The following is a 26,223-nucleotide window of genomic DNA, read 5'->3' as shown; positions in this document are numbered from 1 at the left end:
CAGTGCCGCGATGCACTGTAGGGCGCGCATGGGCCCGGCAATGTCGTGCAAGCGACGCGAAAGCCCCGTGCGCGGGTTTGTCCCGACCCATCTGGTACGCTCAGACAGATATGTCTGCCCCCTTCGCCACCGCCGGCCATCCGGCCGCGCCCGCTGCCATTTCCCCGGCCCTGGCCATCCTGATCCTGGCACTGCTGCTGAGCATCCAGCCCGTCACCACCGACCTGTACCTGCCGGCGCTGCCAGCCCTCACGCGCAGCCTGGGTGCGCCCGTGTCCGCCGCCCAGCTCACCCTCAGCGGCCTGCTGCTGGCCTTCGGCTCTTCGCAACTGGTCTGGGGCCCGCTGTCGGACCGCTTCGGCCGCCGGCCCATCCTGCTGGTGGGGCTGTCCATCTACACCGTGGCCTCCATCGGCAGCGCGCTGGCGCCCAGCATGTCGCTGCTGATCCTGTGGCGCATCGCCCAGGGGGCGGCCATGGGCTCGGTGGTGATGTGCGCGCGTGCCATCGTTCGCGACCTGTACACCCCGCTGGAGGGTGCACGCGCCATGTCCAAGGCGCTCACCGGCCTGGGCTTCGTGGCCTGCATCTGCGCGCCGCTGGGCGGCCTGCTGGCCGAGTGGCTGGGCTGGCGTGCCTCGCTCTCGGCCCTCACGGTGTATGCCGTGGCCACGCTGGCCCTGGTGGCCCTGCGCCTGCCCGAGACCCTGGTGCACCGCAACCCGCGCGCCCTGCAGCCCCGCACCCTGCTGGCCACCTGGCTGCAGGTGCTGCGCCACCCGACCTTCTGGGCCTTTTCGCTGCAGACCACGGCCACCTATGGCGGGCTGTTCACCTTTCTCGCGTCATCGTCCTTCGTGTTCATCGATGTGCTGGGCCTGTCGCGCACGCAGTACGGCGGGGCCATGGCATCGGCCTGCGTGGCCTACTTTGCCGGCACCTTCCTGTGCCGCAGGCTGCTGGTGCGCTTCGGCCTCAAGCGCTCCGTGGCCATTGCGGGCGGCCTGAGCCTGGCGGGGGGCTCGCTGATGGGGCTGGTTGCCTTCATGGGCTGGCACCAGCCCTGGGCCCTGCTGCTGCCGTTCTACCTCTTCATGCTGGCCCATGGCATCCACCAGCCCTGCGGGCAGAGCGGCGCCGTGGGGCCGTTCCCCCAGGCGGCCGGCGTGGCTTCGGCGCTCAATGGTTTCATGATGATGCTGGCAGCCTTCGCCATCGGCGGCTGGCTGGGCCTGCGCCTGGATGGCACGGTGTGGCCGCTGGTCAACGGCATCTGGTTCTGGTCGGTGGTGCTGGCCGTGATCTCGTGGACGCTGGTGCAGAAATTCGGAGATCCCGGTGAGCGCGCCTGAACACCTTGCGGCCATCGCGCTGGCCGGCCCCACGGCCTCGGGCAAGACCGCTGGTGCCCTGGCGCTGGCAGCCGTGCTGGCGCCGCGCATGCCGGTGGAGATCATCAGCGTGGACTCGGCCCTGGTCTACCGCGGCATGGACATCGGCACCGCCAAGCCCACGGCGGACGAGCTGGCCGCCGTACCGCACCACCTGATCGACATCCGCGACCCGCTGCAGGCTTACAGCGCGGCCGAGTTCGTGCAGGACGCCACTCGGCTCATCGCCGAGATCCGCTCACGTGGCGCGCTACCACTGCTGGTGGGCGGCACCATGCTGTACTTCAAGGCGCTGTTCGACGGCATCGACGACATGCCCGCTGCCGACCCCGCCGTGCGAGAGCGCATCGAAGCCCAGGCCGCAGCGCAGGGCTGGCCCGCGCTGCATGCCGAGCTTGCGCGCGTGGACCCGGTCACCGCCGCGCGCCTGGCCCCGGCCGACAGCCAGCGTATCCAGCGCGCGCTGGAGGTATGGCATGTCTCGGGCCGGCCGCTGTCGAGCTTTCACTCGGCCAAGGACCGCGCCCCCAGCCAGGTGGCGGCCGACACCGCCCTGTTCAGCCTGGAACCCGATGACCGCGCCTGGCTGCATGCGCGCATCGCCCTGCGCTTCGATGCCATGCTGGTGGCCGGCTTTCTGGACGAGGTGAAGGCCCTGCACGCACGCGGCGACCTGCACCCGGACCTGCCCTCCATGCGCTGCGTAGGCTACCGCCAGGCCTGGGAAAGCCTGTACGGCCCCTTCCCCATGGACAGCCTGCGCGAGCGCGGCATTGCCGCCACGCGCCAGTTGGCCAAGCGCCAGATCACCTGGCTGCGCAGCATGCCCGCGCGCCAAGCCATCGCCTGTGATCAGCCCGATGCTACCGCTGCCCTGGTGCGGGCCGTGCTGGCACGGCTGGATGCCGCCGCGCCATGACGGCCACACTGACCGTCAACGGATTGGGCAAGCACTATGGCGAGGCCACGGTATTCGCCGGTGTCGACTTTGCCGTGCAGCCCGGCGAGTTCGTGGCCATCGTGGGCGACTCGGGCGTGGGCAAGTCCACCCTGCTCAACTGCCTGGCGGGCCTGGATACCTGGGACACCGGGCGCATCACGCACGGCAGCACCGACCTGGGCACGCTCGACGACACGGCGCGCGCCCTGTGGCGGCGCGCACACGTGGGCTTCGTGTTCCAGGCCTTCCACGTGCTGCCGCACCTGGACGTGGCGCAGAACGTGGCCTTGCCTTTGATGCTGCTGGGCCAGAACGATGCCGCGCGCGTGCAGCACATGCTGGCGGCCGTGGGCCTGGCCGAGCTGGGCGCGCGCCTGCCGCAGCAGCTCAGCGGCGGACAGCTGCAGCGCGTGGCCATTGCCCGTGCCCTGGTGCACCGCCCGGCCCTGCTGCTGGCCGACGAGCCCACCGGCAACCTCGACCCGACCACCGCCGCGCGGGTGATGGACCTGCTGCTCGCGCAGACGCGCGAACACGGCGCATCGCTGGTGCTGGTCACACATTCGGATGCGGCCGCCGCGAGGGCCGACCGGGTGCTGCGGCTGCGCAGCGACGGCATCGGCGCAGGCTGACTGCGCCAGGCCCGCCCGCCATGCTCGCCCTGCTGCGCACCTTCTCCTGGCAGGACCTGCGCCACCACCCCTGGCGCAGCCTGGCGGCCGTGATCGCGGTGATGCTGGGCGTGGCGCTGGCCTTTGCGGTGCATGTGATCAATGCCTCGGCACTCGATGAGTTCTCGCAGGCGGTGCGCGCCGTCAACGGCCAGCCCGATCTGGAGTTGCGCGCCATGCAGGGCAGCCTGGACGAGGCCCTGTACGGGCGCCTGGCCACGCACCCGCAGGTGGCCCGGGCAAGCCCGGTTCTGGAGCTGTCGGCCGTGGCAGCACCCAACGGGGCTTCGGGTGCGCAAGCCGCGCGCGTGCCGCTGCGCGTGCTGGGCGCCGATGCCCTGCTGCTGCCCGCCGTGGCACCGGCGCTGATGCCGCGTCCCTGGGCCCAGGCAGACCGCTTCGCACTGTTCTCGCCCGCCACGGTGTTCCTCAATGCCTCGGCGCTGCAGGCACTGGGGCTGTCCACCGCACCGACCGACGCGGGAGCGCCGCTGCCGCAGATCACCCTGCACACGGGCCTGCAGCGCCTGGCGGTGCGTGTGGCAGGCACGGTGGGTGCAGGTGGCGCACCGATGGCAGTGATGGACATAGGTGCCGCACAAGACCTGTTTGGCCGTGCCGGGCAATTGACGCGCATCGACCTGCAACTGCAGGCGGGCACCGACCGCCAGGCCTTCATGCAGAGCCTGCGCGCCCTGCCCGGCTGGCCCGCGCAGGCCGTACTGGCCGAGCCGGGCGATGCGGCGCAGCGCATCAGCAACCTCTCGCGTGCCTACCGCGTCAATCTCACGGTGCTGGCGCTGGTGGCGTTGTTCACCGGGGCCTTCCTGGTGTTCTCGGTGCTGGCGCTCAGCGTGGCACAGCGCGGGCCGCAGTTCGCGCTGCTGGCCGTGCTGGGTGCCACGCCGCGCCAGCGCCTGGCCCTGGTGCTGGCCGAATCGGCGGTGCTGGGCGTGGTGGGCAGCGTGGCCGGCATCGCGCTGGGCACGGGCCTGGCCGCAGCGGCGCTGCGCCTGCTGGGCGGGGACCTGGGCGGCGGCTATTTCGCGGGCGTGCAGCCGGCGCTGCAGTGGAGCGCACCGGCTGCGGCCATCTATGGCGCGCTGGGCCTTGCCGCCGCACTGGCCGGTGGCTGGTGGCCCGCGCGCGCGGCGCAGACCCTGCCCCCCGCGCAGACCCTCAAGGGCCTGGGCAGTGCCACCACCAGGGCCGACCGGGGCACCGTGGGCCTGGCCCTGGTGGCTGGGGGCGTGGCGCTGTCGTTCGCGCCGCCCCTGGGCGGCATTCCGCTGGCAGCCTATGGCGCCATTGCGCTGCTGCTGGTGGGCGGCATCGCCTTGCTGCCGCGCGGCATGGCGGCGCTGCTGGCACGCCTGCAGCCGCTGGCCGCGCAACACGCCCTGCCCTTGCTGGCACTGGAGCGCGCGCGCCGCATGCGTGGCAGCGCCGCCATTGCCGTGGGCGGCGTGGTGGCCAGCCTGAGCCTGGCCGTGGCGCTCACGGTGATGGTGTCGAGCTTTCGCGGCTCGGTCGCGCAGTGGCTCGATGGGGTGCTGCCCTCGCCGCTGTACGTGCGCTCGGCCCTGGGCGGTGCGGGCAGCGAGGCCGCCCTGCTGCCCGCCGGCCTTGCCGAGGCCGTGGCGCAGCTACGGGATATCGAGCGCGTGCAGCCGCTGCGTGCCAGCCCGCTGCAGCTCGACCCCTCGCGCCCTGCGCTCATGCTCATCAGCCGGCCGCTGGGCGCCGACCCGGCGCGCCAGCTGCCGCTGGTGGGCACGGCCCTGCCGGTGCCCGCCGGCAGCATCGGCATCTACATCAGCGAAGCCGTGGTGGACCTTTATGGACTGGCGCCCGGCATGCAGTGGGATGGCCTGTCGCGCGCCTTCAGCACCCGGGTGGATGCACCGCGCTTCTTCATCGCCGGGGTCTGGCGCGACTATGCACGCCAGTCGGGCGCGGTGGCGCTGGACCGGGCCGACTACCTGCTTCTCACGGGAGACGCACGCACCAGCGACCTGGCCCTGTGGCCGCGCGAGGGCGCCGACCTGGCGGCGCTGCAGCAGGCCATCCGCGACCTGGCGGCGGCCCGTGGCGCGGGCGATCTGCCCCTGGAGTTCATGTCCGCCAGCGCGATCCGCGAGCGCTCGCTGCACATCTTCGACCGCAGCTTTGCCGTCACCTACTGGCTGCAGGCGGTGGCCATCGGCATCGGCCTGTTCGGCGTGGCCGCGAGCTTCAGCGCCCAGGTGCTGGCGCGGCGCAAGGAGTTCGGGCTGCTGGCGCACCTGGGCCTCACGCGCCGCCAGATCCTGGCCGTAGTGGCCGCCGAGGGCGCAGCCTGGACGGGCGTGGGCGCCGTGGCCGGGGTGCTGCTGGGCCTGGCCGTGTCGGTGGTGCTGGTACACGTGGTCAACCCGCAGAGCTTTCACTGGACCATGGACCTGCGCATCCCGGGTTGGCGCCTGGCGGGGCTGTGCGCGGCCGTGGTGGTCTCGGGCACAGTGACGGCCTGGCTGGCCGGGCGCGCTGCCGCAGGGCGCGATTCGGTGATGGCCGTCAAGGAAGACTGGTAGGTCCATGGGCCGGTGGTGGGCACTGCGAGACAATCCCCCCATGACCGCTGCCAAGACCCTCCTGCCCGCGCATGCCAGCACCTGGCTGCACAACGCCATTGCCCGCATCGAAGCCGACTACCAGCGCAGTGCCGACACGCACCTGATCCCGCTGCGCCTGCCCTCGTATGGCGCGCATGGCATCGACCTGTACCTCAAGGACGAATCCACCCACCCCACGGGCAGCTTGAAACACCGGTTGGCGCGCTCGCTGTTCCTGTATGCGCTGTGCAATGGGTGGATCAGCGAGGGCTCGACCGTGGTCGAGTCGTCGAGCGGCTCCACCGCAGTGAGCGAGGCCTATTTCGCGCGCCTGCTGGGCCTGCCCTTCGTGGCCGTGATGCCGCGCACCACTTCGCCCGAGAAGATCGCGCAGATCGAGTTCCACGGTGGCCGCTGCCACCTGGTGGAGAGCCCCGGCCAGGTCTACGAAGAAGCCCGCGCCATCGCCGAGCAGGCGGGCGGCCACTACATGGACCAGTTCACGTACGCCGAGCGCGCCACCGACTGGCGCGGCAACAACAACATCGCCGAGAGCATGTTCACGCAGATGGCGCGCGAGACCCACCCGGTGCCGCGCTGGATCGTGGTGGGTGCGGGCACGGGCGGCACCAGCGCCACCATCGGCCGCTACCTGCGCTACCAGCAGCACGCCACCGAGGTCTGCGTGGCCGACCCTGCGGGCTCGGTGTTCAGCGCCTACCACCGCACGGGCGACGCCACGCTGACCGCGCCCGGTTCGCGCATCGAGGGCATCGGCCGCCCGCGTGTGGAGCCAAGCTTCATCCGCACCCTGGTGGACCGCATGCAGGAGGTGCCTGACGTGGAATCGGTGGCCGCCATGCAGGCCCTCTCGCAATTGCTCGGGCGGCGCGTGGGGCCTTCCACCGGCACCAACTTCGTGGCCATGCTCACCCTGGCGCGCGAGATGCGCGAGCGCGGCGAGCAGGGTTCCATTCTTTCGCTGCTGTGTGATGCGGGCGAGCGCTACCTGCCCACGTACTTCAACCCCGAGTGGGTGGCCCGGAGTTTCGGCGACTGCACCGAGGCACAGCGCAAAGTACAGGCGCTGATGGACTGAGGCAGGCCGCATGCCGCCGTACCCAATGCTCTTTGGCATACCTCCCGTACCCTCACGCCGCAAGGCACTCGTGTTGGGCCTGGCCGGTGCCCTGGGTAGCGCGTGGAGCGGCCACGCCCAGGCATTGCCTGCCCGCACCCTGGCCTTCCCCCGCGACCACGGCAGCCACCCCGAGCAGCGTACCGAATGGTGGTACATCACCGGCCATGCGCAGGCGGGCGGCCGCGAATGGGGCTTCCAGGTCACGTTCTTCCGCTCGCGCGTGGACGTGGCGCAGGGCATCCGGTCGGCCTTTGCCGCAAAGCACCTGTTGTTCGCACATGCCGCCCTTACCGATCTGAAGGGCCAGCGCCTGCACCACGACCAGCGCATCGCCCGCGCAGGCTTCGACGTGGCCCAGGCGAATGAATCCGACACTGCCATCCGACTGCAGGACTGGAGCCTGGTGCGCAGCGACCTGCCGGGGGGCGGGGGCGGCCGCTATGCCGCGCGCATAGAGGGCGAGCACTTCGGCCTGCAGTTGCAATTCGACGCCACCCAGCCCGTGCTGCTGCAGGGCCGCGAGGGCCTCTCGCGCAAGGGCCCCGAGAGCACCCAGGCCAGCTACTACTACAGCCAGCCGCAGCTGGCGGTGGGCGGCGCCATCGTGCTCGATGGCAAGCGCATGGCCATAGCCCCAGGCAGTGGCCGCGCCTGGATGGACCATGAGTGGAGCGAGGCGCTGCTGCACCCCGAGGCGCAGGGGTGGGACTGGATCGGGATGAACCTGCTCGACGGCAGTGCGCTCACGGCGTTCCGGTTGCGGCGTGCGGATGGGTCTGCGCTGTGGGCCGGTGGGTCGTTCCGCGCCCCTGGGCAGGCGGCCCGCGTGTTCGATGCGGCCGAGGTGGTGTTCACGCCCGAGCGGTGGTGGACGAGTCCTGTGAGCGGGGCGCGCTATCCGGTGCAGTGGCGGGTGCAGACGCCTGTGGGGGTGTTTCTGGTGAGGAGTCTGCTGGACGACCAGGAGCTCGATAGCAGTGCGTCTACGGGGGCTATCTACTGGGAGGGGTTGTCGGAGTTGGTGCGGGAGGGGGCTGTGGTGGGGAAGGGGTATCTGGAGATGACGGGGTATGCGAGGGCTTTGAAGTTGTAGTTGGTGGTTGGTGGTTGCAGCATGCCTGTGCTGAGGACGGGAGCCGGGATGTGCGCCCGGCGGCGCACCCACCTTCTTTTGCGTCGCCAAAAGAAGGTGGGCCAAGAAAAGGCGACCCCCAGTCTGCGTCCCTGCGCTTCGCTACGGGCAACCTGCGATGCTCGGTCCTGGGGTGGTGCCGCAGAACTCGCTGCGTTCTTCGAACTCCGCTCAAACAGCTGCGGCAAGCCAGATCACGAAGTGCGTGTGTCCTACGGCACACGCACCCACCCCAGCCCCTGCGCTTCTCGGCGCAGCCAGCAGGGGTGGGGAGCGGGTACCACACGGCTGCTGCTGCGCAGCTGCGCCTGGGGTCGGTTACGCGCTGCGCGCTGCCGACGGGCGGCGCAGCCGCCCTGGCGAGCCGAGCGCAGCGAAGGACCACAGGCCGAGCGAAGCAATGGCCCGTATGGAGCCCGCTCCCACCCCCTTCTGACCGTGCCGAGAAGCGCAGGGCCTGGGGTGAGCGCGTGCCGAAGGACACGCGCATCGTTGTCTGACTCACCGCGGTTGTTTGAGCGGAGTTCACCCGCAGGGGGAACGCAGCGAGTTCCGCGGTGCACCCCAGGCCCGAGCATCGCAGGCTGCCCCCTCGCCCCCGGGCGAGGGGGACGCGGGCAGCGGGGTCGCCTTTCTTTTGGGTACTTTTCTTTGGCGAAGCAAAGAACAAGTACCTCGGCCGCCGGGCCGAGACCCGGCCTCCGCCCTCAACAAAGGCATGGGGACAATAAGAACCTCAGTGCCGCGAACCTGATGCCCGACGGCTGGCCAGCCACGCAATGATCTCCCCCATAATCCCGCGCCGGAACAACAACACACAGATCACGAAGATTAACCCCGTGACCATGGTGACCGACTCCCCCAACGTCTTGAACCATTCAACGCTGGTCAGCGCAGCCAGCAGGTTCCCGAACTCGCCAATCTTGTTCTCCAGCATCACGACAACAGCCGACCCGATCAGTGGCCCGGAGAGGGTTCCGAGCCCGCCAACAAGGGTCATCAGAATCACCTGCCCCGAAGCCGTCCAGTGCACATCCGACAGCGTGGCAAAGCCCAGCACCAAGGTCTTGAGCGAGCCCGCCAGCCCGGCCAGGGCGGCCGAGAGAACAAAGGCCAGCAGCTTGAAGCGGTGCGTGTCGTAGCCCAGGGAGATGGCGCGCGGCTCGTTCTCCTTGATGCCCTTGAGCACCTGCCCGAACGGCGAGTGGATGGTGCGCACAATGACCAGGAAGGCCAGCGTCACGATGACCAGCGCCACGTAGTACATCACCAGGTCGCTCTGCAGGCTGATGACGCCGAACAGCTTGCCGCGCGGCACGCCCTGCAGGCCGTCCTCGCCACCGGTGAACGGGGCCTGCAGGCAGGCGAAGAACAGCATCTGCGCCAGGGCCAGGGTGATCATCGAGAAGTAGATGCCCTGGCGGCGGATGGCCAGCCAGCCGAACAGCAGGCCCAGCAGCGCGCCGCCGGCGGTGCCCAGCAGCAGGCCCACTTCGGGCGTGAGGCCCCAAACCTTGATGGCGTGGCCGGCCACGTAGGCGGCGCCACCCAGGAAGGCGGCGTGGCCGAAGGACAGCAGGCCCGTGAAGCCCAGCAGCAGGTTGAAGGCCGAAGCGAACAGTGCAAAGCACATGAGCTTCATCACGAAAACGGGGTAGGCCCCCAGGAAGGGCGCGGCGATCAAGGCGAGCAGCAGCAGGCCGTAGCCGATGGGGGCAAGGTTCTTGAGATTCATGCGAGCGGCCCCTGCTTATTTTTCTTTGCCGAACAGGCCGGCGGGGCGGATGAGGAGAACGATGACCATGATGACGAACACCACGGTGGAAGAAGCCTCGGGGTAGAACACCTTGGTGAAGCCTTCGATGACGCCCAAGCCCAGGCCGGTGAGGATGGAGCCCATGATGGAGCCCATGCCACCGATCACCACCACGGCGAAGACCACGATGATGAGGTTCTGCCCCATCAGCGGAGTGACCTGGTAGACCGGCGCGGCGAGCACGCCGGCGAAAGCGGCGAGGGCTGCGCCGAAGGCATAGGTCAGGGTCACCATCACCGGCACGTTGATGCCGAAGGCCTCCACCAGGCGCGGGTTCTCGGTGCCGGCGCGCAGGTAGGCGCCCAGTTTGGTCTTCTCGATCACGTACCAAGTGGCCAGGCACACCACCACCGAGGCCACCACCACCCAGGCCCGGTAGTTGGGCAGGATCATGAAGCCGAGGTTGGTCGCGCCTTCGAGCAGCTCGGGCGTGTCATAGCCCAGGCCCGACACGCCGTAGATGGAGCGGAACACGCCCTCGATCAGCAGCGTGAGGCCCAGTGTGAGCAGCAGCCCGTACAGGTGGTCGAGCTTGTAGATCCAGCGCAGCAAGAGCCGCTCGATCACCACCCCGAACACCCCCACCACCAGTGGCGCCAGCAACAGCATCCACCAGTAGCCGAGGCCCAGGTAGTTCATGGCCATCCAGGTGATCAGTGCCCCGGTCATGAACAGCGCTCCATGCGCAAAGTTGATGACGTTGAGCAGGCCGAAGATCACGGCCAGCCCCAGGCTGAGGATTGCATAAAAGGATCCGTTGACCAGCCCCAGAAGGAGCTGGCTCAACAGGCCTGGCAATGAGACACCAAAGATTTCCATGGGCAAAGGCGGCAGGAGGTGCGAAGTGGATCAGGTCAGTGGGCGGTGGCTTATTTCCAGAGCGGGCACTTGCTCTCGGCCTTGGTGGTGAACACCGTGTCGCCAGGCAGCTTCTTCACGAGCTTGTAGTAGTCCCATGGCTTGGTGGATTCCGAAGGCTTCTTGACTTCCATCAGGTACATGTCGTGGACGTAGCGGCCATCGGCACGCAGCTGTCCCGAGCCGAAGAAGTCGTTCATCTTCATGCCGCGCCAGGTGGTCATGACCTTGTCGGCATCGATGCTCTTGGCGGCTTCCACGGCCTTGAGGTAGTTCATCGTGGCCGAGTAGTCGGCGGCCTGGATTTCGGTCGGCATGCGCTTGGTCTTCTCGAAGAAGCGGGCCGAGAACTTGCGCGTCTCGTCGTTCAGGTCCCAGTACCAGCTGGTGGTGAACTGCAGGCCTTCGGTGTTGCGCAGGCCCAGGCTGTGCACGTCGCTGATGAAGATCAGCAGGCCGGCCAGCTTCATGGTCTTGCCGATGCCGAACTCCTTGGCGGCCTTGATGGCGTTGATGGTGTCGCCACCTGCGTTGGCCAGGCCCAGGATCTGGGCCTTGGAGTTCTGCGCCTGAAGCAGGAAGGATGAGAAATCCGACGCGTTGAGCGGGTGGCGCACGGCGCCCACCACGTTGCCGCCCTTGGCCTTGACCACGGTGGTGGTGTCGGCTTCGAGCGCGTGGCCGAAGGCATAGTCGGCGGTCAGAAAGTACCAGCTCTTGCCGCCGGTATCGACGATGGCCGAGCCCGTGCCCTTGGCCAGCGCCACGGTGTCATAGGCATAGTGCACGGTGTAGGGCGAGCACTGCTCGTTGGTCAGTGCCGAACTGGCCGCGCCGTTGTTGATATACACGCGCTTCTTCTCGGACGCCACCTTGGCCGTGGCCAGGGCGGTGCCGGAGTTGGTGCCGCCGAAGATCATCGTCAGGCCCTGGGTGTCGATCCACTCGCGCGCCTTGGAGGCGGCGATGTCGGCCTTGTTCTGGTGGTCAGCGCTCATCAGCTCGATGGGCATGCCCAGCACCTTGCCGCCGAAGTCGTCGATGGCCATCTGGATGGCCAGCGCGCCGTTCTTGCCTTCCACGTCCGCGTACAGGCTGGACATGTCGGTGATGAAACCGATCTTGACCTTGTCCTGCGCGTGTGCGGCCGACGTTGCAAGACCTGCTGCGCCGAGCATCAAGGCCAGCACTTTGAGTTGGTTCTTCATGGTTTTGTCTCCTGTGGGTGGGTGGTGGTGAAGAGGATCGGAGCGGGTGCTGCTGCTGTCGGGTCAAACGCCCAGCAGCTCGGTGAGCACCGGCATCTTGGCTTCGAGTTCGGCAGCACCGAATTTCTCGACGATGCGGCCATGCTCCATGACGTAGAAACGGTCGGCCAGCGGCGCGGCAAAGCGGAAGTTCTGCTCCACCATGACCACCGTGTAGCCCTTCTCGCGCAGCATGGTGATCATGCGGGCCAGGGCCTGCACGATCACAGGCGCCAGGCCTTCGGAAATCTCGTCGAGCAGCAGCAGCTTGGCGCCGGTGCGCAGGATGCGGGCCACGGCCAGCATCTGCTGCTCACCGCCGGACAGGCGCGTGCCCTGGCTGTTCTTGCGTTCTGCCAGGTTGGGGAACATGGCGTAGATCTCCTGCACCGACATGCCGGGCGTGCCGGTCTTGAGCTGCGGGGGCAAGAGCAGGTTCTCCTCGCACGAGAGGCTGGAGAAGATGCCTCGCTCTTCGGGGCAGTAGCCCACGCCCAGGTGGGCAATGCGGTGCGTGGCCATGTTCACGGTTTCCACCCCGTGGATCTTGACGGAGCCCTTGCGCGCGCCGGTCAGGCCCATGATGGCCCGCATGGTGGTGGTACGGCCCGCGCCGTTGCGGCCCAGCAGGGTGACGACTTCGCCGGGCTGCACGACGATGTCCACGCCATGCAGCACATGCGATTCGCCGTACCAGGCTTCGAGGCCCTTGATTTCGAGTGCGGGGGTGCCGGCCATCAGTGGGCTCCCTGCAGTTGGCCGTCGGTGGTGCCCATGTAGGCTTCCATCACCTGGGGGTTGCTGGAGACTTCGGCGTACGGCCCTTCGGCCAGCACGGCGCCGCGCTGCAGCACCGTGATGCGGTCGGCGATGGTGGAGACGACTTTCATGTTGTGCTCCACCATGAGGATGGTGCGGCCGGCCGAGACCTTCTTGATGAGCTGGGTGACGCGGTCCACGTCTTCGTGGCCCATGCCCTGGGTGGGCTCGTCCAGCAGCATCAGTTCGGGCTCCATGGCCAGCGTGGTGGCGATCTCCAGCGCGCGCTTTCGGCCATAGGGCAGGTTCACGGTGACTTCGTCGGCGATGTCGGCCAGGCCGACCTCGGTCAGCAGTTGCATGGCCCGGTCGTCGAGCTGGTGCAGGCTGCGCTCGCTGCGCCAGAAGTGGAACGAGGTGCCAAGCTTGCGCTGCAGGCCCAGGCGCACGTTCTCCATCAGCGTGAGGTGCGGGAACACGGCCGAGATCTGGAACGAGCGGATGACGCCGCGCCGCGCGATCTGCGCGGGCTGCTCGCGCGTGATGTCATGGCCGTTGAAGCGGATGACGCCCGACGTGGGTTCCAGGAACTTGGTCAGCAGGTTGAAGCACGTGGTCTTGCCTGCGCCATTGGGGCCGATCAGCGCATGGATGGAACCCCGGCGCACGGCCAGGTTCACATCGCTGACTGCGGTGAAGCCCTTGAACTCTTTGGTCAGGCTGGTGGTTTCGAGGATGACGTCGCTCATTGCGCCTTGGCTGCTCCGTTGTGTGCAGGGTGGAAGAGCCTTGCAACAAGGTCTCCATGCATGCTTATTTGTTGCAACGCATCGTATGCGGGTGAGCCCCTGCGCAGATACTGGGACTAATGCCTATGTATAAACGCCTAGGTGACAGTGCGAGGCGGCGCGCGGTGCGCCCAGGGCATGCGCGTATACCCGAATGCCGCCTCTGGAACATGGCTCGCCAATACGGTTTCCGCGCCGCTGGCCGCCACTGCGGCATGGCCGCTGGAGTGCTGACTTTTTACTGACTGGTGGGGGTCGTGGGCCCGTCGGGACCTGTATCCACCCGTACAGGTTGGCAACGGCCCCATCAGCGCACGCAATCGCCCGGCCCCCTACACTGCGCGCATGGCATCTTCCCCCACCTCCCCTGCCCGCGGTGCACCGCGCTCCCTGAGCGGCCTGCTGCCGTTCCTGCGTCCGTACAGCGGGCGCATCGCCCTCTCGGGCGTCTTTCTGGTGCTGGCGGCACTGGCCACGCTGGCGTTTCCTATCGCGCTGCGCACGCTGGTCGATGGCGGCCTGGTCAACGCCGACAAGGGCGAACAGACCATGGCGCTGCGCAACCACTTCGAAGCCCTGTTCGCCGTGGCGATTGCGCTCGGCGTCTTCTCGGCCGGGCGCTTCTACATGGTCAGTTGGCTGGGCGAGCGTGTGACAGCCGACCTGCGCAATGCGGTGTACGGGCATGTGCTGCAGCAAAGCCCGCAGTTCTTCGAGACCACGCAGACCGGCGAGGTGCTGTCGCGACTGACGGCGGACACCACGCTGGTGCAGACGGTGGTGGGCTCTTCCCTGTCGATGGGGCTGCGCAACGCGGTGATGGGCATCGGCGCGCTGGCCATGCTGGTGTGGACCAACCCGTACGTGATGTCGTGGGTGCTGCTGGCCATCGTGCTGGTGGTGGTGCCCACCATGTGGATCGGGCGGCGCGTGCGGCGCCTCTCGCGCGACAGCCAGGACCGCGTGGCCGATTCGAGCGCCATCGCAGCCGAAGTACTCAACGCCATCCCCGTGGTGCAGAGCTACACGGCCGAGCCACGCGAGGCGCAGCGCTTCACGCAGGCCAACGAAAACGCCTTCCATGTGGCCGTGCGGCGCACGCTGGCGCGCGCGGTGCTGGTGGCCTTCATCATCATCGCCAACGCCGCCCTGCTGCTGTGGGGTCTGTACCAGGGCACACAGGCGGTGCTGGCCGGCCAGATGACGGCCGGGCACCTGGGGCAAACCGTCGTTTACGTGGTCCTGCTGGCGGGCTCCGTGGCCGTGCTGGGCGAAGTCTATGGCGACCTGCTGCGCGCAGCGGGCGCCACCGAGCGGCTGATGGAGCTGCTGGGCAGCCGCTCCCCCGTGGCCGAGCCTGCCGCGCCCGTGGCCCTGCCCGGTACCGGCAGAGGCCTGGCGGTGGACTTCGACCAGGTGGACTTTCATTACCCCTCGCGCCCGGACCAGCCGGCGCTGCACGACTTCAATCTGCAGTTGGCTGCGGGCGAGACGGTGGCCCTGGTGGGCGCCAGCGGTGCGGGCAAGACCACGGTGTTCCAGTTGCTGCAGCGCTTTTATGACGTGGATGCGGCGGATGGCCGCGAGCCACGGGGCGCCATACGGCTGAACGGTACAGACATCCGCTCCATGTCGCTGACCGAGCTGCGATCGCATGTGGGCGTGGTGCCGCAGGATGCGGTGATCTTCTCGTCATCGGCGATGGAGAACATCCGCTACGGGCGCCCGGATGCCACCGACGAGGAAGTGATGGCCGCAGCGCGCTCGGCCTTTGCACACGACTTCCTGATGGCGCTGCCCGAGGGCTACGGCACCTTCCTGGGGGAACGCGGTGTGCGCCTGTCGGGCGGGCAGCGCCAGCGCATCGCCATCGCCCGCGCCATGCTCAAGAACCCGCCGCTGCTGCTGCTCGACGAGGCCACCAGCGCGCTGGACGCAGAAAGCGAGCGCATGGTGCAGGCCGCCCTGGACACCGCCATGCAGCGCCACACCGGCCAGCGCACCACGCTCGTGATCGCCCACCGCCTGGCCACCGTGCAGAACGCAGACCGCATCGTGGTGCTGGAGCATGGCCGCATCGTGGAGCAAGGCACGCATGCCGGCCTGCTGGCCGTCAATGGCATCTACGCGCGGCTGGCGGCGCTGCAGTTCACGGCCTGAGCGCGGGGCAGGCCCTAGCCCATCCTTATCAGTGCAGGGTTTCCTTGGCTGCCGCTGGCAAGGGCAGCGGCAGCACGGCAATGCCTTCATCGATCAATTGCGCGGCCTCGTCGGGCGTGGCCTGGCCGCGGATGGCGCGCTCTTCTGTCTCGCCGTGGTGCATGCGGCGGGCCTCGTCGGCGAAGCGGTTGCCCACATCCTCGGTGTTGGCGGCGATCTTGCGCGCCAGCTCCAGCCAGGCGGCCTGCAGGGCTGGGGGCAAGGCCACGGACTCCTGGCCGCCAGGGGCCGCAGCCGGCTTGGCCGGTGCCACGGCCGGCGGCTTGGCGCCCAGGTTCAGGCGCGGCGCACTCAGGCGCTTGGAAATGCTCGAATCACCGCACCAGGGGCATTGCACGAGGCCGCGCTGGTTCTGGCTCTGGAAATCGTCCTCCGACGCAAACCAGCCTTCGAAGACATGGCCCTCGTGGCAGTGCAGGTCGAGCACTTTCATGGTCGAGGAGGCGCGTGAGGGAAAAAAGGACTACGACCCCTGCCTAGCCGTGGCGGCGCAGCAGGTAGCGGTAGACGAAGCCGGGGAAGGCCAGCGTGAGGAACATGGTGCCGGTGATGGCATAGAACTCCCAGCCCTGCGGGGCGATCTGCCCGGCCCGGCGCTCCAGCAGCAGCGCCAGGCCACCCACCAGAAAATACGCCAGTACGAGTTCTGCGAGGCGCACGGGCAGGCCCTTCTTGGGCTGCGCCACCGGCCCCACCACCAGCCAGCGCTGGTTGGCAAAGGGCAGGTTGGCGGCGATGAGGGCCGCCACGATCACCAGCCAGACGGAACCGGTCAGGGACACAGGTTCGCTCCGGCCGGCCGGTCAGGTGGCCAGGGCACGCACGACGGCCTCGGCGCACAGCGCCATCAGGCCACCGGGCAGCAGGCCGAGCCCCAGCACCAGGGCACCGTTGATGGTGAGCACCACGCGCACGTCCAGGGGAGCGGAAACGCTGGTGGCGGTCAGCGGGGCATCGAAGTACATGACCTTGACGACGCGCAGGTAGTAGAAGGCGCCGATCAGCGACATGACGACCGCGAACACTGCCATGGCGATGTAGGCGGCCTGGCCCGAGGCGACCAGCGCCTGCAGCACCGAGAGCTTGGCGTAGAAGCCGACCATGGGCGGAATGCCGGCCATGGAGAACAGGCACACGGCCATCACGGCGGCGTACAAGGGGCTGCGCTGGTTCAGGCCGGCGAAGTCGGCAATCTCTTCGCTCTCGAAGCCTTCGCGGGCCAGCAGCAGGATCACGCCGAAGGCGGCCAGCGTGGTCAGCACGTAGCTAACCACATAGAACATCGAGGCGCTGTAGGCGTTCTCGACGGCGGCAGCTTCCACGTTGCCGTTGACCACACCCGACATCAGGCCCAGCAGCACGAAGCCCATCTGCGAGATGGTCGAGTAGGCCAGCATGCGCTTGAGGTTGGTCTGCGCGATGGCCGCGAGGTTGCCCACCAGCAGCGAGCCGATGGCCAGCACCGCGAGCATCTGCTGCCAGTCGATGGCCAGCGGCAGCAGCCCGTCCACCAGCAGGCGGATGGTGATGGCAAAGGCAGCCAGCTTGGGGGCGCCGCCGATCATCAGCGTGACGGCCGTGGGCGCACCCTGGTACACGTCAGGGATCCACATGTGGAAGGGCACCACGCCGAGCTTGAAGGCCAGGCCGGCGACCACGAACACCAGGCCGAACACCAGCACCTGGTGGCGGATCTGGCCGGAGTTGACGGCCTTGAACACCTGGCCGATGTCGAGCGAACCGGTCGCACCGTAGACCATGGACAGGCCGTAGAGCAGGAAGCCGCTGGCCATCGCGCCAAGCACGAAATACTTCATCGCCGCTTCGGTCGCAGTGGCGTTGTCGCGGCGCAGGGCCACCAGGGCGTAGCTCGACAGGGTCAAGAGCTCCAGGCCCAGGTAGATCATCAGGAAGTTGTTGCCCGAGATCATGATGAACATGCCCAGCAGGGCGAACATCGACAGCGTGAACAGCTCGCCGCCGCGCATCATGTCGCGGTCTGCCGCGTAGGGGCGGCCATAGACCAGGGTGACCATCACCGCCACGGTGGCGAAGCACTTGAGCCAGTTGCCCATGGAGTCGCTGACCACCATGTTGCCAAAGCCGTAGAAGGTGCTGCCGGTGCTGGCGTACATGGCCTGCAGGCCGGCCACCAGGGCCAGCGTGAGCATGGTCAGCACGTAGGTGGCCGTGCGGCGGGGGCTGTGCACACCCAGGTCGACCAGCGCAATGACGCAGCCCATGACCAGGAGAACAATCTCAGGGTAAATCGCAAGCCAGCTGATGTTGTCAATCATCTCGAATCTCTCAGTTCAGTCTGGTCAGTTCAGCTTCGACAGTGCGACATGCTTGAGCAGTTCCGCGACCGAAGTGTCCATCACGTCCGTGAAGGGACGCGGGTACAGGCCCATGGCCAGCACGGCAATCGCCAGCAGCGCCATCACGAGGAATTCGCGGCTGTTGATGTCGGTGAGTTCCTTGACGTGGTCATTGGCCACCGGGCCCAGGTACACGCGCTTGAACATCCACAGGGTGTAGGCCGCACCGAAGATCAGCGCCGTGGCCGAGGCCAGGCCGATCCAGAAGTTGGCCTTGACCGCACCCAGGATCACCATCCATTCGCCCACGAAACCGGCAGTGCCCGGCAGGCCGCAATTGGCCATGGCGAAAAGCAGCGCGAAGGCCGTGAAGTTGGGCATGGTGTTGACCACGCCGCCGTAGGCCGCGATCTCGCGGGAGTGCACGCGGTCGTACAGCACGCCGATGGACAGGAACATGGCGCCCGAGACGAAGCCGTGGGCAATCATCTGCACCAGGCCGCCGGAAACACCCAGGTCGTTGAAGATGAAGAAGCCCAAGGTCACGAAGCCCATGTGCGCCACGGACGAGTAGGCCACCAGCTTCTTCATGTCCTTCTGGACCATGGCCACCAAGCCGACGTAGATCACGGCGATCAGCGACAAGGTGATCATCAGCCAGGCCCACTCGCGTGCGGCATCGGGGGCGATGGGCATCGAGAAGCGCAGGAAGCCGTAGGCACCGAGCTTGAGCATGATGGCGGCCAGCACGGCGGAGCCGCCGGTAGGCGCTTCCACGTGCACGTCGGGCAGCCAGGTGTGGAACGGGAACATCGGCACCTTCACCGCGAAGGCGGCGAAGAAGGCGAAGAACAGCAGGGTCTGGGCCGTGGAGCTCAGGGGCAGCTGGTGCCAGGTGGCGATGTCGAAGCTGCCGCCGGACTGGTTGTACAGGAAGATCAGCGCGATCAGCATCAAGAGCGAACCGAGCAGCGTGTACAGGAAGAACTTGAACGCCGCGTAGATCTTGTTCGGGCCACCCCAGATACCGATGATCAAGTACATCGGGATCAGCGTGGCTTCGAAGAACACGTAGAACAGGATGCCGTCGAGCGCACTGAACACGCCGATCATCAGGCCCGAGAGGATCAGGAACGCGCCCATGTACTGGTTCACGCGCTCGGTGATGGCCTCCCACGAGGCGATCACCACGATCACCGTGATGAAGGCCGTGAGCGGCACGAACCAGAAGGAGATGCCGTCCACGCCCAGGTGGTAGTGCACGTTGAAGCGCTCGATCCACTCGGCTTTTTCGACGAACTGCATGGCCGCCGTACCGAGCTTGAAGCCCTGGTACAGAGGAATGGTGACCACGAAACCGATCACCGACCCGAGCAGGGCCAACCAGCGCACGGCGGGGGCATGCTCATCGCGGCCAACCGCGAGCAGCAGCGCGCCGAAGGCAATCGGCACCCAGATTGCAAGACTCAACAGACCCATTTTGTTCTTTTCCTTATTTCTTGATGAGCTGCATGAAGAAATCGCCCCAGACGAACCACGTCATCAGGGCAAACACGCCCAGGATCATCACCAGGGCATAGTGGAAGATGAAGCCCGTCTGCACCCAGCGCACCATGCCGGAGACGCCGCGCACCAGCTTCCACGAGCCATTGACCAGCGCACCGTCGATGATGGCCTGGTCGCCGCCCTTCCACAGGCCGGTACCCAGGGCACGCGCACCGCGCGCCAGGACGTTCTCGTTGAACCAGTCGAGGTAGTACTTGTTCTCGAACAGCGTGTAGATCGGCATGCACATGCGCTTGATGGCCGCCGGCAGCGCCGGGTTCACCATGTACATGTAATACGACAGGGCCACACCGGCAACGGCCAGCCAGAACGGCGCCGTCTGCAGGCCGTGCAGGGCCATGGCCACGGGGCCGTGGAAGATCTCGGCCAGCTCGGCCATGGCGGGGTGCTTGGCCGCATCGACAAAGATCACGTCCTTGAAGAAATCGCCGAACAGCATGGGCTGGATGAACAGGAAGCCCACCACCACCGAAGGAATTGCCAGCAGCACCAGCGGCACCGTCACCACCCAGGGGGACTCGTGCGGATCGTGGTGCTCGCCATGGCCGTGACCATGGTCGTCGTGGTGCGCATCGTGGTGTGCGTCGGGGTTCTGATCGAAACGCTCCTTGCCATGGAAGACCAGGAAGTACATGCGGAACGAATAGAACGCCGTGACGAACACGCCGGCCAGCACCGCGAAGTGGGCGAAGTGAGCCGCCGGCAGGTTGCTGGCGTGCACGGCCTCGATGATGCTGTCCTTGGAGTAGAAACCCGAGAACAGGGGGGTTCCGATCAGCGCCAGCGAACCCAGCAGCGAGGTGATCCAGGTGATGGGCATGTACTTGCGCACGCCGCCCATCCAGCGGATGTCCTGGTTGTGGTGCATGCCCATGATGACCGAACCGGCACCGAGGAACAGCAGCGCCTTGAAGAAGGCGTGCGTCATCAGGTGGAACACGGCGACCGAGTAGGCCGATGCGCCCAGGGCCACGGTCATGTAACCGAGCTGCGACAGCGTGGAGTAGGCCACCACGCGCTTGATGTCGTTCTGGATGATGCCCAGGAAACCCATGAACAGCGCCGTGATGGAGCCGATGACCAGGATGAAGTTGAGTGCGGTGTCCGACAGCTCGAACAGCGGCGACATGCGCGACACCATGAAGATGCCGGCGGTCACCATGGTGGCCGCGTGGATCAGTGCCGAGATGGGCGTCGGGCCTTCCATCGAGTCGGGCAGCCAGACGTGCAGCGGGAACTGGGCCGACTTGCCCATGGCGCCGATGAACAGGCAGATGCAGATCACGGTGATCAGCAGCCAGTCGGTGCCGGGGAAGGCCAGGCCGCCGAGCTCACCCGACTTGGCGAAGATCTCGCTGTAGTTGAGCGTGCCGGTGTAGGCGGCGATCAGGCCGATGCCCAGGATGAAGCCGAAGTCGCCCACGCGGTTGACCAGGAAGGCCTTCATGTTGGCGAAGATGGCCGTGGGCTTGTTGAACCAGAAGCCGATCAGCAGGTAGGACACCAGGCCCACCGCTTCCCAGCCGAAGAACAGCTGCAGCAGGTTGTTGCTCATGACCAGCATGAGCATGGAGAACGTGAACAGCGAGATGTACGAGAAGAAGCGGTTGTAGCCCTCGTCCTCTTCCATGTAGCCGATGGTGTAGATGTGCACCATCAGCGACACGAAGGTCACCACCACCATCATCATGGCCGTGAGGCTGTCGATCAGGAAGCCCACTTCCATCTTCAGGCCGCCCACCACCATCCAGGTGTAGAGCGTCTCGTTGAAGCGCGCGCCATCGACCGCCACGCTCTTGAGCGTCATGGCCGACAGCACGAAGGCCACGAGCACGCCCAGGATGGTCAGGGTGTGGCTCAGCCGGCGGCCGATCCAGTTGCCGCCAAAGGTCGTGCCGAAGATGCCGGCCAGCAGTGCGCCCGCCAGCGGTGCCAGGGGCACGGCCAGGAGCGTCGAAGCAGAGAGGGTTTGACTCATTCTTGAGAACCTTGGGAATACGGGTGGCTCATCAGCCCTTGAGGGTGTTGAGGTCTTCCGCGTTGATGCTGGACTTGTTGCGGAACAGCAGCACCAGAATGGCCAGGCCGATGGCCGACTCGGCCGCGGCCACCGTCAGGATGAAGAACACGAACACCTGTCCGTGCATGTCACCCAGGTAGTGCGAGAACGCCACGAAGTTCATGTTGACCGCCAGCAGCATCAGCTCGATGGCCATCAGCAGCACGATCAGGTTCTTGCGGTTCAGGAAGATGCCGATCACCGCCAGGGCGAACAGCATGGCGCCCAGCGAAAGAAAATGTCCCAGCGTCAATGTCATGGCTTCTTCTCCTCGGCGGCGGGCTCGGCCGGCACTTCGGGTGCGGGTTTTTGCGTGGCGGTGACCTTCACCACTTCCAGGCGGTCCTTGGCGCGCACGCGGATCTGCTGGGACGGGTTGATGGCCTTGCTGTCCTTGCGCTGGCGCAGGGTCAGGGCGATGGCGGCAATCATGGCCACCAACAGGATCACGGCCGCGATTTCCACGGGGTACAGGTACTGGGTGTACAGCAGCTTGCCCAGTTCCTTGGTGTTGGAGTACTGCACCACCTTGCCGGCGGCATCGAGCACCACCGCAGCGGCCTTGGGCTCTTCCATGCCGCGGAAGCCCCCCATCAGCACAGCGGCCATTTCCAGCGCGATCAAGGCGCCCACAAAGGCAGCGAGCGGGAAATGCTTCCAGAAGCCCTTGCGCACGGTGTCGATGTGGATGTCCAGCATCATCACCACGAACAGGAACAGCACCATCACCGCGCCCAGGTACACCAGCACCAGGGCGATGGCCAGGAACTCGGCCTTGAGCAGCAGCCACACGGCCGCCGCCTGCGAGAAAGCCAGGATGAGGTACAGCACCGCGTGCACGGGGTTGCGCGCGGTGATCACCCGGAAGGCTGCAAACAGCAGCACGACCGAGAAAAGGTAGAAGAAACCAGTCTTGGCGTCCATGAATCAGGTCTTTATAGAAAGTCTGGCGACGGGATGGATGGGATCGCGACCGCTCAGCGGTACTTGGCGTCCGCAGCCTTGGCTGCAGCAATCTCACCCTCGTACCGGTCACCAACGGCCAGGAGCATGTCCTTGGTGAAGTACAGGTCGCCACGCTTTTCGCCGTGGTATTCGAAGATGTGCGTCTCGACGATCGAGTCCACCGGGCAGCTTTCTTCGCAGAAGCCGCAGAAGATGCACTTGGTCAAGTCGATGTCGTAGCGCGTGGTGCGGCGCGAACCGTCATCCCGCACTTCGGACTCGATAGTGATGGCCATGGCGGGGCACACGGCCTCGCACAGCTTGCAGGCGATGCAGCGCTCTTCGCCGTTGTCGTAACGGCGCAGGGCATGCAGGCCGCGAAAGCGCGGCGACAAGGGTGTCTTCTCTTCGGGGAACTGCACGGTCACCTTGCGGCGAAACGCATAGCGGCCCGTCAGGGCCATGCCCTTGAGCAGCTCCACGAGCATGAAGCTCTTGAAGAAATCCTTGAACGAGAAAGGTGCAGCAGCAGCAACAGCAGTCATGTGTGTCCCCGCTTATTTCCAGATGTTCCACGGCGAGAGCAACCACCCGCCGACGATGAGCAGCCACACCAGGGTGACCGGAATGAAGATCTTCCAGCCCAGGCGCATGATCTGGTCATAGCGAAAGCGCGGGAAGGTGGCGCGGATCCAGATGAACATGGACACCACGACGAAGGTCTTGATGCCAAGCCAGATCCAGCCCGGAATCCAGTTGAACAGCACGCTGTCGATGGGCGACAGCCAGCCGCCCAGGAACATCAGCGCCGCCAGGATGGACACCAGCCACATGCTGGCGTATTCGGCCAGGAAGAAGACCGCGAAGCCCATGCCCGAGTACTCGACCATGTGACCGGCCACGATTTCGGCTTCGCCTTCGACCACGTCGAAGGGGTGGCGGTTGGTTTCGGCCACACCGGAGATCAAGTACACCAGGAAGATCGGCAGCAGCGGCAGCCAGTTCCAGGACAGGAAACTCAGCCCCATGTTGGCGGCCATGCCGCGGGACTGGGACATCACGATCTCGGTCAGGTTCATGCTGCCCGACACCATGATCACCACCAGGAAGCAAAAGCCCATGGCGATTTCATAGCTCACCATCTGTGCCGAGGCGCGCAGCGCGCCCAGGAAGGCGTACTTGGAGTTCGATGCCCAGCCGGCGATGATCACGCCATAGACTTCGATGGAGGTAATCGCCATCACCAGCAGCAGGCCGGCATTGACGTTGGCCAGCGCCACATCGGGACCGAAGGGGATGGCCACCCATGCAGCCAGGGCCGGCATGATGGCCATGAGCGGGCCCAGCACGAACAGGCCCTTGCTGGCGGCCGCAGGCTGGATGATTTCCTTGGTCATCAGCTTCAGGCCATCGGCCAGCGGCTGCAGCAGGCCCATGGGGCCTACGCGGTTGGGGCCATGGCGCACCTGCATGAAGCCCAGCAGCTTGCGCTCCCACAGCGTGAGGTAGGCCACCGCGCCCATCAGGGGCGCGACGATCACGACGATCTTGAGCAGGATCCAGAGCACGGGCCAGGCCGCGCCCATCCACCAGGCGAAGGGCAGGAGGTTCAGCCCGCCGTTGTACAGCGCGTCGATCATGCCGCCACTCCTTCACCGGCCGCCATGCGGGCATCGGCTGTCAATTGCAGCGACGTGGCGCGGCGCACCAGGCCATCGAGTTGGTAGATGGAGGCCACTACCGGTTCACCCACGGACGCAACCGCTTGCACCTGGGCCACGGCATTGGACAGTTGCTCGGCCGGCAGCATGGCCAGCTTGCCTGCAGGGGCGTTGGTGGCACGGGCCAGCACGTCCTGCGAGGTCTCGAAGTCGAAGCCCGGCACGCCGAGCACGTTGGCCAGCACGCGCAGCACCTTCCAGGCGGGGCGCGTGTCGCCCAACGGGCGCACCACGGCGTGGAAGCTCTGCAGGCGCCCTTCGGCGTTGACGAAGCTGCCCGAGGTTTCGGTGAACGGCGCGATGGGCAGCAGCACATCGCTGATGTCCATGTTGGCCTTGAAAGGACTCAGCGTCACGACCATCTGCGCCTGGCCGATGGCTGCGGCGGCTTGTGCGCCGTTGGCCGCGTCGAAAGCCGGTTCGGTGTTGAGCAGCAGCACGGCCTTGAGGCCGCCCGCCAGCATCTGGCCGGCGTTGAGGCCGCTGCCCACGGGATGGGCGCCAGCGAACTGGGCACCCACGGTGTTGGCGGCTTCGGTGAGGTAGCCGACGGTGGCGCCGGTCTGCTCGCCGATCCAGTTGGCCAGGGCCAGCAGCGCTGCGGCCTGGCCATGGTGCGCGGCGGCATTGCCCAGCAGCACGGCCTTGCGCTCACCACCCAGCAGCGAGCGGGCGATGGCCAGGCTGGCCTCGGTGGCCTGGGCTGCGCCAGCCGGCGCCGCCACGTTCTTTTCCTGGGCGACGGCCGAGGCGATGGAGCCGAGGGCCTGCACCCACTGGCTGGCGTTCTGCAGAAGTTGGTGCTTGATGGGCATGGCCCAGTCGCCGACGGAGGAGTCGACCACGCTCAGTTGGGCGCCGTGGCGCACGGCATGGCGCACGCGCAGGGCGAACAGCGGATGGTCCTTGCGCAGGTTGGAGCCCACCACCAGTACGCGTTGCAGCGTGGACAGCGAGGCGATGGAGGTGCCGAGCCAGCGGATGCCTTCGGGCGCCGCGAATTCGGCGTTGCGCAGGCGGTAGTCGATGCTGTCGCTGCCCAGGCCGCGCACCAGGGCGGAGGCCAGGTACAGCTCTTCGAGCGTGCTGTGCGGGCTGACCAGGGCGCCGATGCTGTTGGCACCGTGGTCGGCCTTGATGTTCTTCAGGCCATTGGCCACGTACTCGAGCGCGGTCTGCCAGTCGACCGTCTTCCAGACACCGCCCTGCTTGAGCATGGGCTCTGTCAGGCGTTCGTCGCTGTTGAGCGATTCGTACGAGAAGCGGTCGCGGTCGGCGATCCAGCATTCGTTGACGGCTTCGTTCTCGAACGGCACCACGCGCATGACCTTGTGGTTCTTGACCTGAACGATGAGGTTGGCACCGGTGGAGTCGTGCGGACTGACGGAGCGGCGGCGCGACAGTTCCCAGGTGCGGGCGCTGTAGCGGAACGGCTTGCTGGTCAGCGCGCCCACGGGGCAGATGTCGATCATGTTGCCCGACAGCTCGGAGTCGATCGTATCGCCCACCACGGTGGTGATCTCGGAGTGCTCACCGCGGTGGATCATCCCGAGCTCCATCACGCCGGCCACTTCCTGGCCGAAGCGCACGCAGCGGGTGCAGTGGATGCAGCGGCTCATCTCCTGCATGGAGATCAGCGGGCCCACGTCCTTCTGGAAGACCACGCGCTTTTCTTCCTCGTAGCGCGAGGAGGAACCGCCATAGCCCACGGCCAGATCCTGCAGCTGGCACTCACCGCCCTGGTCGCAGATGGGGCAGTCCAGCGGGTGGTTGATGAGCAGGAATTCCATGACCGACTGCTGGGCCTTGATGGCCTTGTCGCTCTTGGTGCGCACGATCATGCCCTGCGTCACCGGCGTGGCGCAGGCGGGCATGGGCTTGGGCGCCTTTTCCACGTCCACCAGGCACATGCGGCAGTTGGCGGCAATGGACAGCTTCTTGTGGTAACAGAAATGGGGAATGTAGGTGCCGGCCTTTTCGGCTGCATGCATCACCATGCAGCCTTCGGCGACTTCTACCTTCTGCCCGTCGAGTTCGATTTCAACCATATGCGTTTC

At 66.7% G+C, this 26,223-nt stretch carries 22 protein-coding genes; 7 read left to right on the top strand and 15 right to left on the bottom strand.

Features of this window, described 5'->3' with window-relative positions:
• Positions 1-110: 110 nt before the first annotated feature.
• Genes ACSQ9E_RS04205 through ACSQ9E_RS04180 form a run of 6 tightly spaced genes read left to right on the top strand, consistent with a single transcriptional unit; the run spans position 111 to position 7,830 of the window.
• A complete protein-coding gene (locus tag ACSQ9E_RS04205) occupies positions 111-1,352 on the top strand; it encodes a multidrug effflux MFS transporter (RefSeq protein WP_436216981.1) in 1,242 nt (413 codons plus the stop codon).
• A complete protein-coding gene (gene miaA / locus ACSQ9E_RS04200; RefSeq protein ID WP_436216980.1) occupies positions 1,339-2,310 on the top strand; it encodes a tRNA (adenosine(37)-N6)-dimethylallyltransferase MiaA in 972 nt (323 codons plus the stop codon). The genes ACSQ9E_RS04205 and miaA overlap by 14 nt, the downstream gene beginning before the upstream one ends.
• On the top strand, positions 2,307-2,963 hold the full coding sequence (locus tag ACSQ9E_RS04195) for an ABC transporter ATP-binding protein (protein WP_436216979.1): 657 nt from the start codon (positions 2,307-2,309) through the stop codon (positions 2,961-2,963). The genes miaA and ACSQ9E_RS04195 overlap by 4 nt, the downstream gene beginning before the upstream one ends.
• Positions 2,964-2,983: 20 nt before the next feature.
• A complete protein-coding gene (locus ACSQ9E_RS04190) occupies positions 2,984-5,575 on the top strand; it encodes an FtsX-like permease family protein (RefSeq protein ID WP_436216978.1) in 2,592 nt (863 codons plus the stop codon).
• A 40-nt stretch (positions 5,576-5,615) separates the two neighbouring features.
• Positions 5,616-6,695, top strand: a complete 1,080-nt coding sequence (locus ACSQ9E_RS04185; protein ID WP_436216977.1) for a PLP-dependent cysteine synthase family protein — start codon at positions 5,616-5,618, stop codon at positions 6,693-6,695.
• Positions 6,696-6,705: 10 nt separating this feature from the next.
• Positions 6,706-7,830, top strand: coding sequence for a lipocalin-like domain-containing protein (locus ACSQ9E_RS04180; protein ID WP_436216976.1), 1,125 nt, complete (start codon positions 6,706-6,708; stop codon positions 7,828-7,830).
• A gap of 775 nt (positions 7,831-8,605) precedes the next feature.
• On the opposite strand, the gene ACSQ9E_RS04175 is transcribed toward ACSQ9E_RS04180, so the two are convergent.
• The 5 genes from ACSQ9E_RS04175 to ACSQ9E_RS04155 all read right to left on the bottom strand — a co-directional run bounded on the left by ACSQ9E_RS04175 (position 8,606) and on the right by ACSQ9E_RS04155 (position 13,298).
• A complete protein-coding gene (locus ACSQ9E_RS04175; protein WP_436216975.1) occupies positions 8,606-9,604 on the bottom strand; it encodes a branched-chain amino acid ABC transporter permease in 999 nt (332 codons plus the stop codon).
• A gap of 15 nt (positions 9,605-9,619) precedes the next feature.
• Positions 9,620-10,504 carry a branched-chain amino acid ABC transporter permease gene (locus ACSQ9E_RS04170; protein WP_057202195.1) on the bottom strand — a complete coding sequence of 295 codons (885 nt, stop codon included), beginning with the start codon at positions 10,502-10,504 and terminating at the stop codon, positions 9,620-9,622.
• Between the two features lie 50 nt (positions 10,505-10,554).
• Positions 10,555-11,751: an ABC transporter substrate-binding protein gene (locus tag ACSQ9E_RS04165; RefSeq protein WP_057202194.1), complete on the bottom strand. Its 1,197-nt coding sequence runs from the start codon at positions 11,749-11,751 to the stop codon at positions 10,555-10,557.
• 63 nt (positions 11,752-11,814) lie between these two features.
• On the bottom strand, positions 11,815-12,528 hold the full coding sequence (locus ACSQ9E_RS04160; protein WP_179681525.1) for an ABC transporter ATP-binding protein: 714 nt from the start codon (positions 12,526-12,528) through the stop codon (positions 11,815-11,817).
• On the bottom strand, positions 12,528-13,298 hold the full coding sequence (locus tag ACSQ9E_RS04155; RefSeq protein ID WP_057202192.1) for an ABC transporter ATP-binding protein: 771 nt from the start codon (positions 13,296-13,298) through the stop codon (positions 12,528-12,530). Before ACSQ9E_RS04155 ends, ACSQ9E_RS04160 begins: the two co-directional genes overlap by 1 nt.
• A 384-nt stretch (positions 13,299-13,682) precedes the next feature.
• Between ACSQ9E_RS04155 and ACSQ9E_RS04150 the strand changes: the two genes are divergently transcribed.
• Complete coding sequence (locus ACSQ9E_RS04150; RefSeq protein ID WP_436216974.1) at positions 13,683-15,497, top strand: ABC transporter transmembrane domain-containing protein; 1,815 nt, start codon at positions 13,683-13,685, stop codon at positions 15,495-15,497.
• A 28-nt stretch (positions 15,498-15,525) separates the two neighbouring features.
• Here the strand turns inward: ACSQ9E_RS04150 and ACSQ9E_RS04145 are convergent, their stop codons facing one another.
• Genes ACSQ9E_RS04145 through nuoG form a run of 10 tightly spaced genes read right to left on the bottom strand, consistent with a single transcriptional unit; the run spans position 15,526 to position 26,214 of the window.
• Positions 15,526-15,990, bottom strand: a complete 465-nt coding sequence (locus tag ACSQ9E_RS04145; protein WP_179681527.1) for a DUF1178 family protein — start codon at positions 15,988-15,990, stop codon at positions 15,526-15,528.
• 43 nt (positions 15,991-16,033) lie between these two features.
• Positions 16,034-16,339 carry a DUF2818 family protein gene (locus ACSQ9E_RS04140; protein ID WP_436216973.1) on the bottom strand — a complete coding sequence of 102 codons (306 nt, stop codon included), beginning with the start codon at positions 16,337-16,339 and terminating at the stop codon, positions 16,034-16,036.
• 21 nt (positions 16,340-16,360) lie between these two features.
• Positions 16,361-17,854, bottom strand: a complete 1,494-nt coding sequence (gene nuoN, locus ACSQ9E_RS04135) for an NADH-quinone oxidoreductase subunit NuoN (protein WP_057202188.1) — start codon at positions 17,852-17,854, stop codon at positions 16,361-16,363.
• A 24-nt stretch (positions 17,855-17,878) separates the two neighbouring features.
• Positions 17,879-19,354, bottom strand: a complete 1,476-nt coding sequence (locus tag ACSQ9E_RS04130) for an NADH-quinone oxidoreductase subunit M (protein WP_436216972.1) — start codon at positions 19,352-19,354, stop codon at positions 17,879-17,881.
• 13 nt (positions 19,355-19,367) lie between these two features.
• Positions 19,368-21,419 (bottom strand): NADH-quinone oxidoreductase subunit L, encoded by a 2,052-nt coding sequence (gene nuoL, locus ACSQ9E_RS04125; RefSeq protein ID WP_436179345.1) that lies wholly within the window; start codon positions 21,417-21,419, stop codon positions 19,368-19,370.
• 31 nt (positions 21,420-21,450) lie between these two features.
• A complete protein-coding gene (nuoK, locus tag ACSQ9E_RS04120; RefSeq protein ID WP_005793248.1) occupies positions 21,451-21,759 on the bottom strand; it encodes an NADH-quinone oxidoreductase subunit NuoK in 309 nt (102 codons plus the stop codon).
• Positions 21,756-22,424 carry an NADH-quinone oxidoreductase subunit J gene (locus ACSQ9E_RS04115; protein ID WP_057267900.1) on the bottom strand — a complete coding sequence of 223 codons (669 nt, stop codon included), beginning with the start codon at positions 22,422-22,424 and terminating at the stop codon, positions 21,756-21,758. The genes nuoK and ACSQ9E_RS04115 overlap by 4 nt, the downstream gene beginning before the upstream one ends.
• Positions 22,425-22,477: 53 nt before the next feature.
• A complete protein-coding gene (gene nuoI / locus ACSQ9E_RS04110) occupies positions 22,478-22,990 on the bottom strand; it encodes an NADH-quinone oxidoreductase subunit NuoI (protein WP_057202184.1) in 513 nt (170 codons plus the stop codon).
• A 12-nt stretch (positions 22,991-23,002) separates the two neighbouring features.
• Positions 23,003-24,085: an NADH-quinone oxidoreductase subunit NuoH gene (gene nuoH, locus ACSQ9E_RS04105; protein ID WP_436216971.1), complete on the bottom strand. Its 1,083-nt coding sequence runs from the start codon at positions 24,083-24,085 to the stop codon at positions 23,003-23,005.
• Positions 24,082-26,214, bottom strand: a complete 2,133-nt coding sequence (nuoG, locus tag ACSQ9E_RS04100) for an NADH-quinone oxidoreductase subunit NuoG (protein ID WP_436216970.1) — start codon at positions 26,212-26,214, stop codon at positions 24,082-24,084. The genes nuoH and nuoG overlap by 4 nt, the downstream gene beginning before the upstream one ends.
• Between the last annotated feature and the right edge of the window lie 9 nt (positions 26,215-26,223).

Origin of the sequence: Acidovorax sp. LjRoot118 (assembly GCF_964253575.1) — a bacterium.
Taxonomy (GTDB): domain Bacteria; phylum Pseudomonadota; class Gammaproteobacteria; order Burkholderiales; family Burkholderiaceae_C; genus Acidovorax.
The sequence above is the reverse complement of the archived record's forward strand: the minus strand, read 5'-3'. Positions and strand labels throughout refer to the sequence as shown.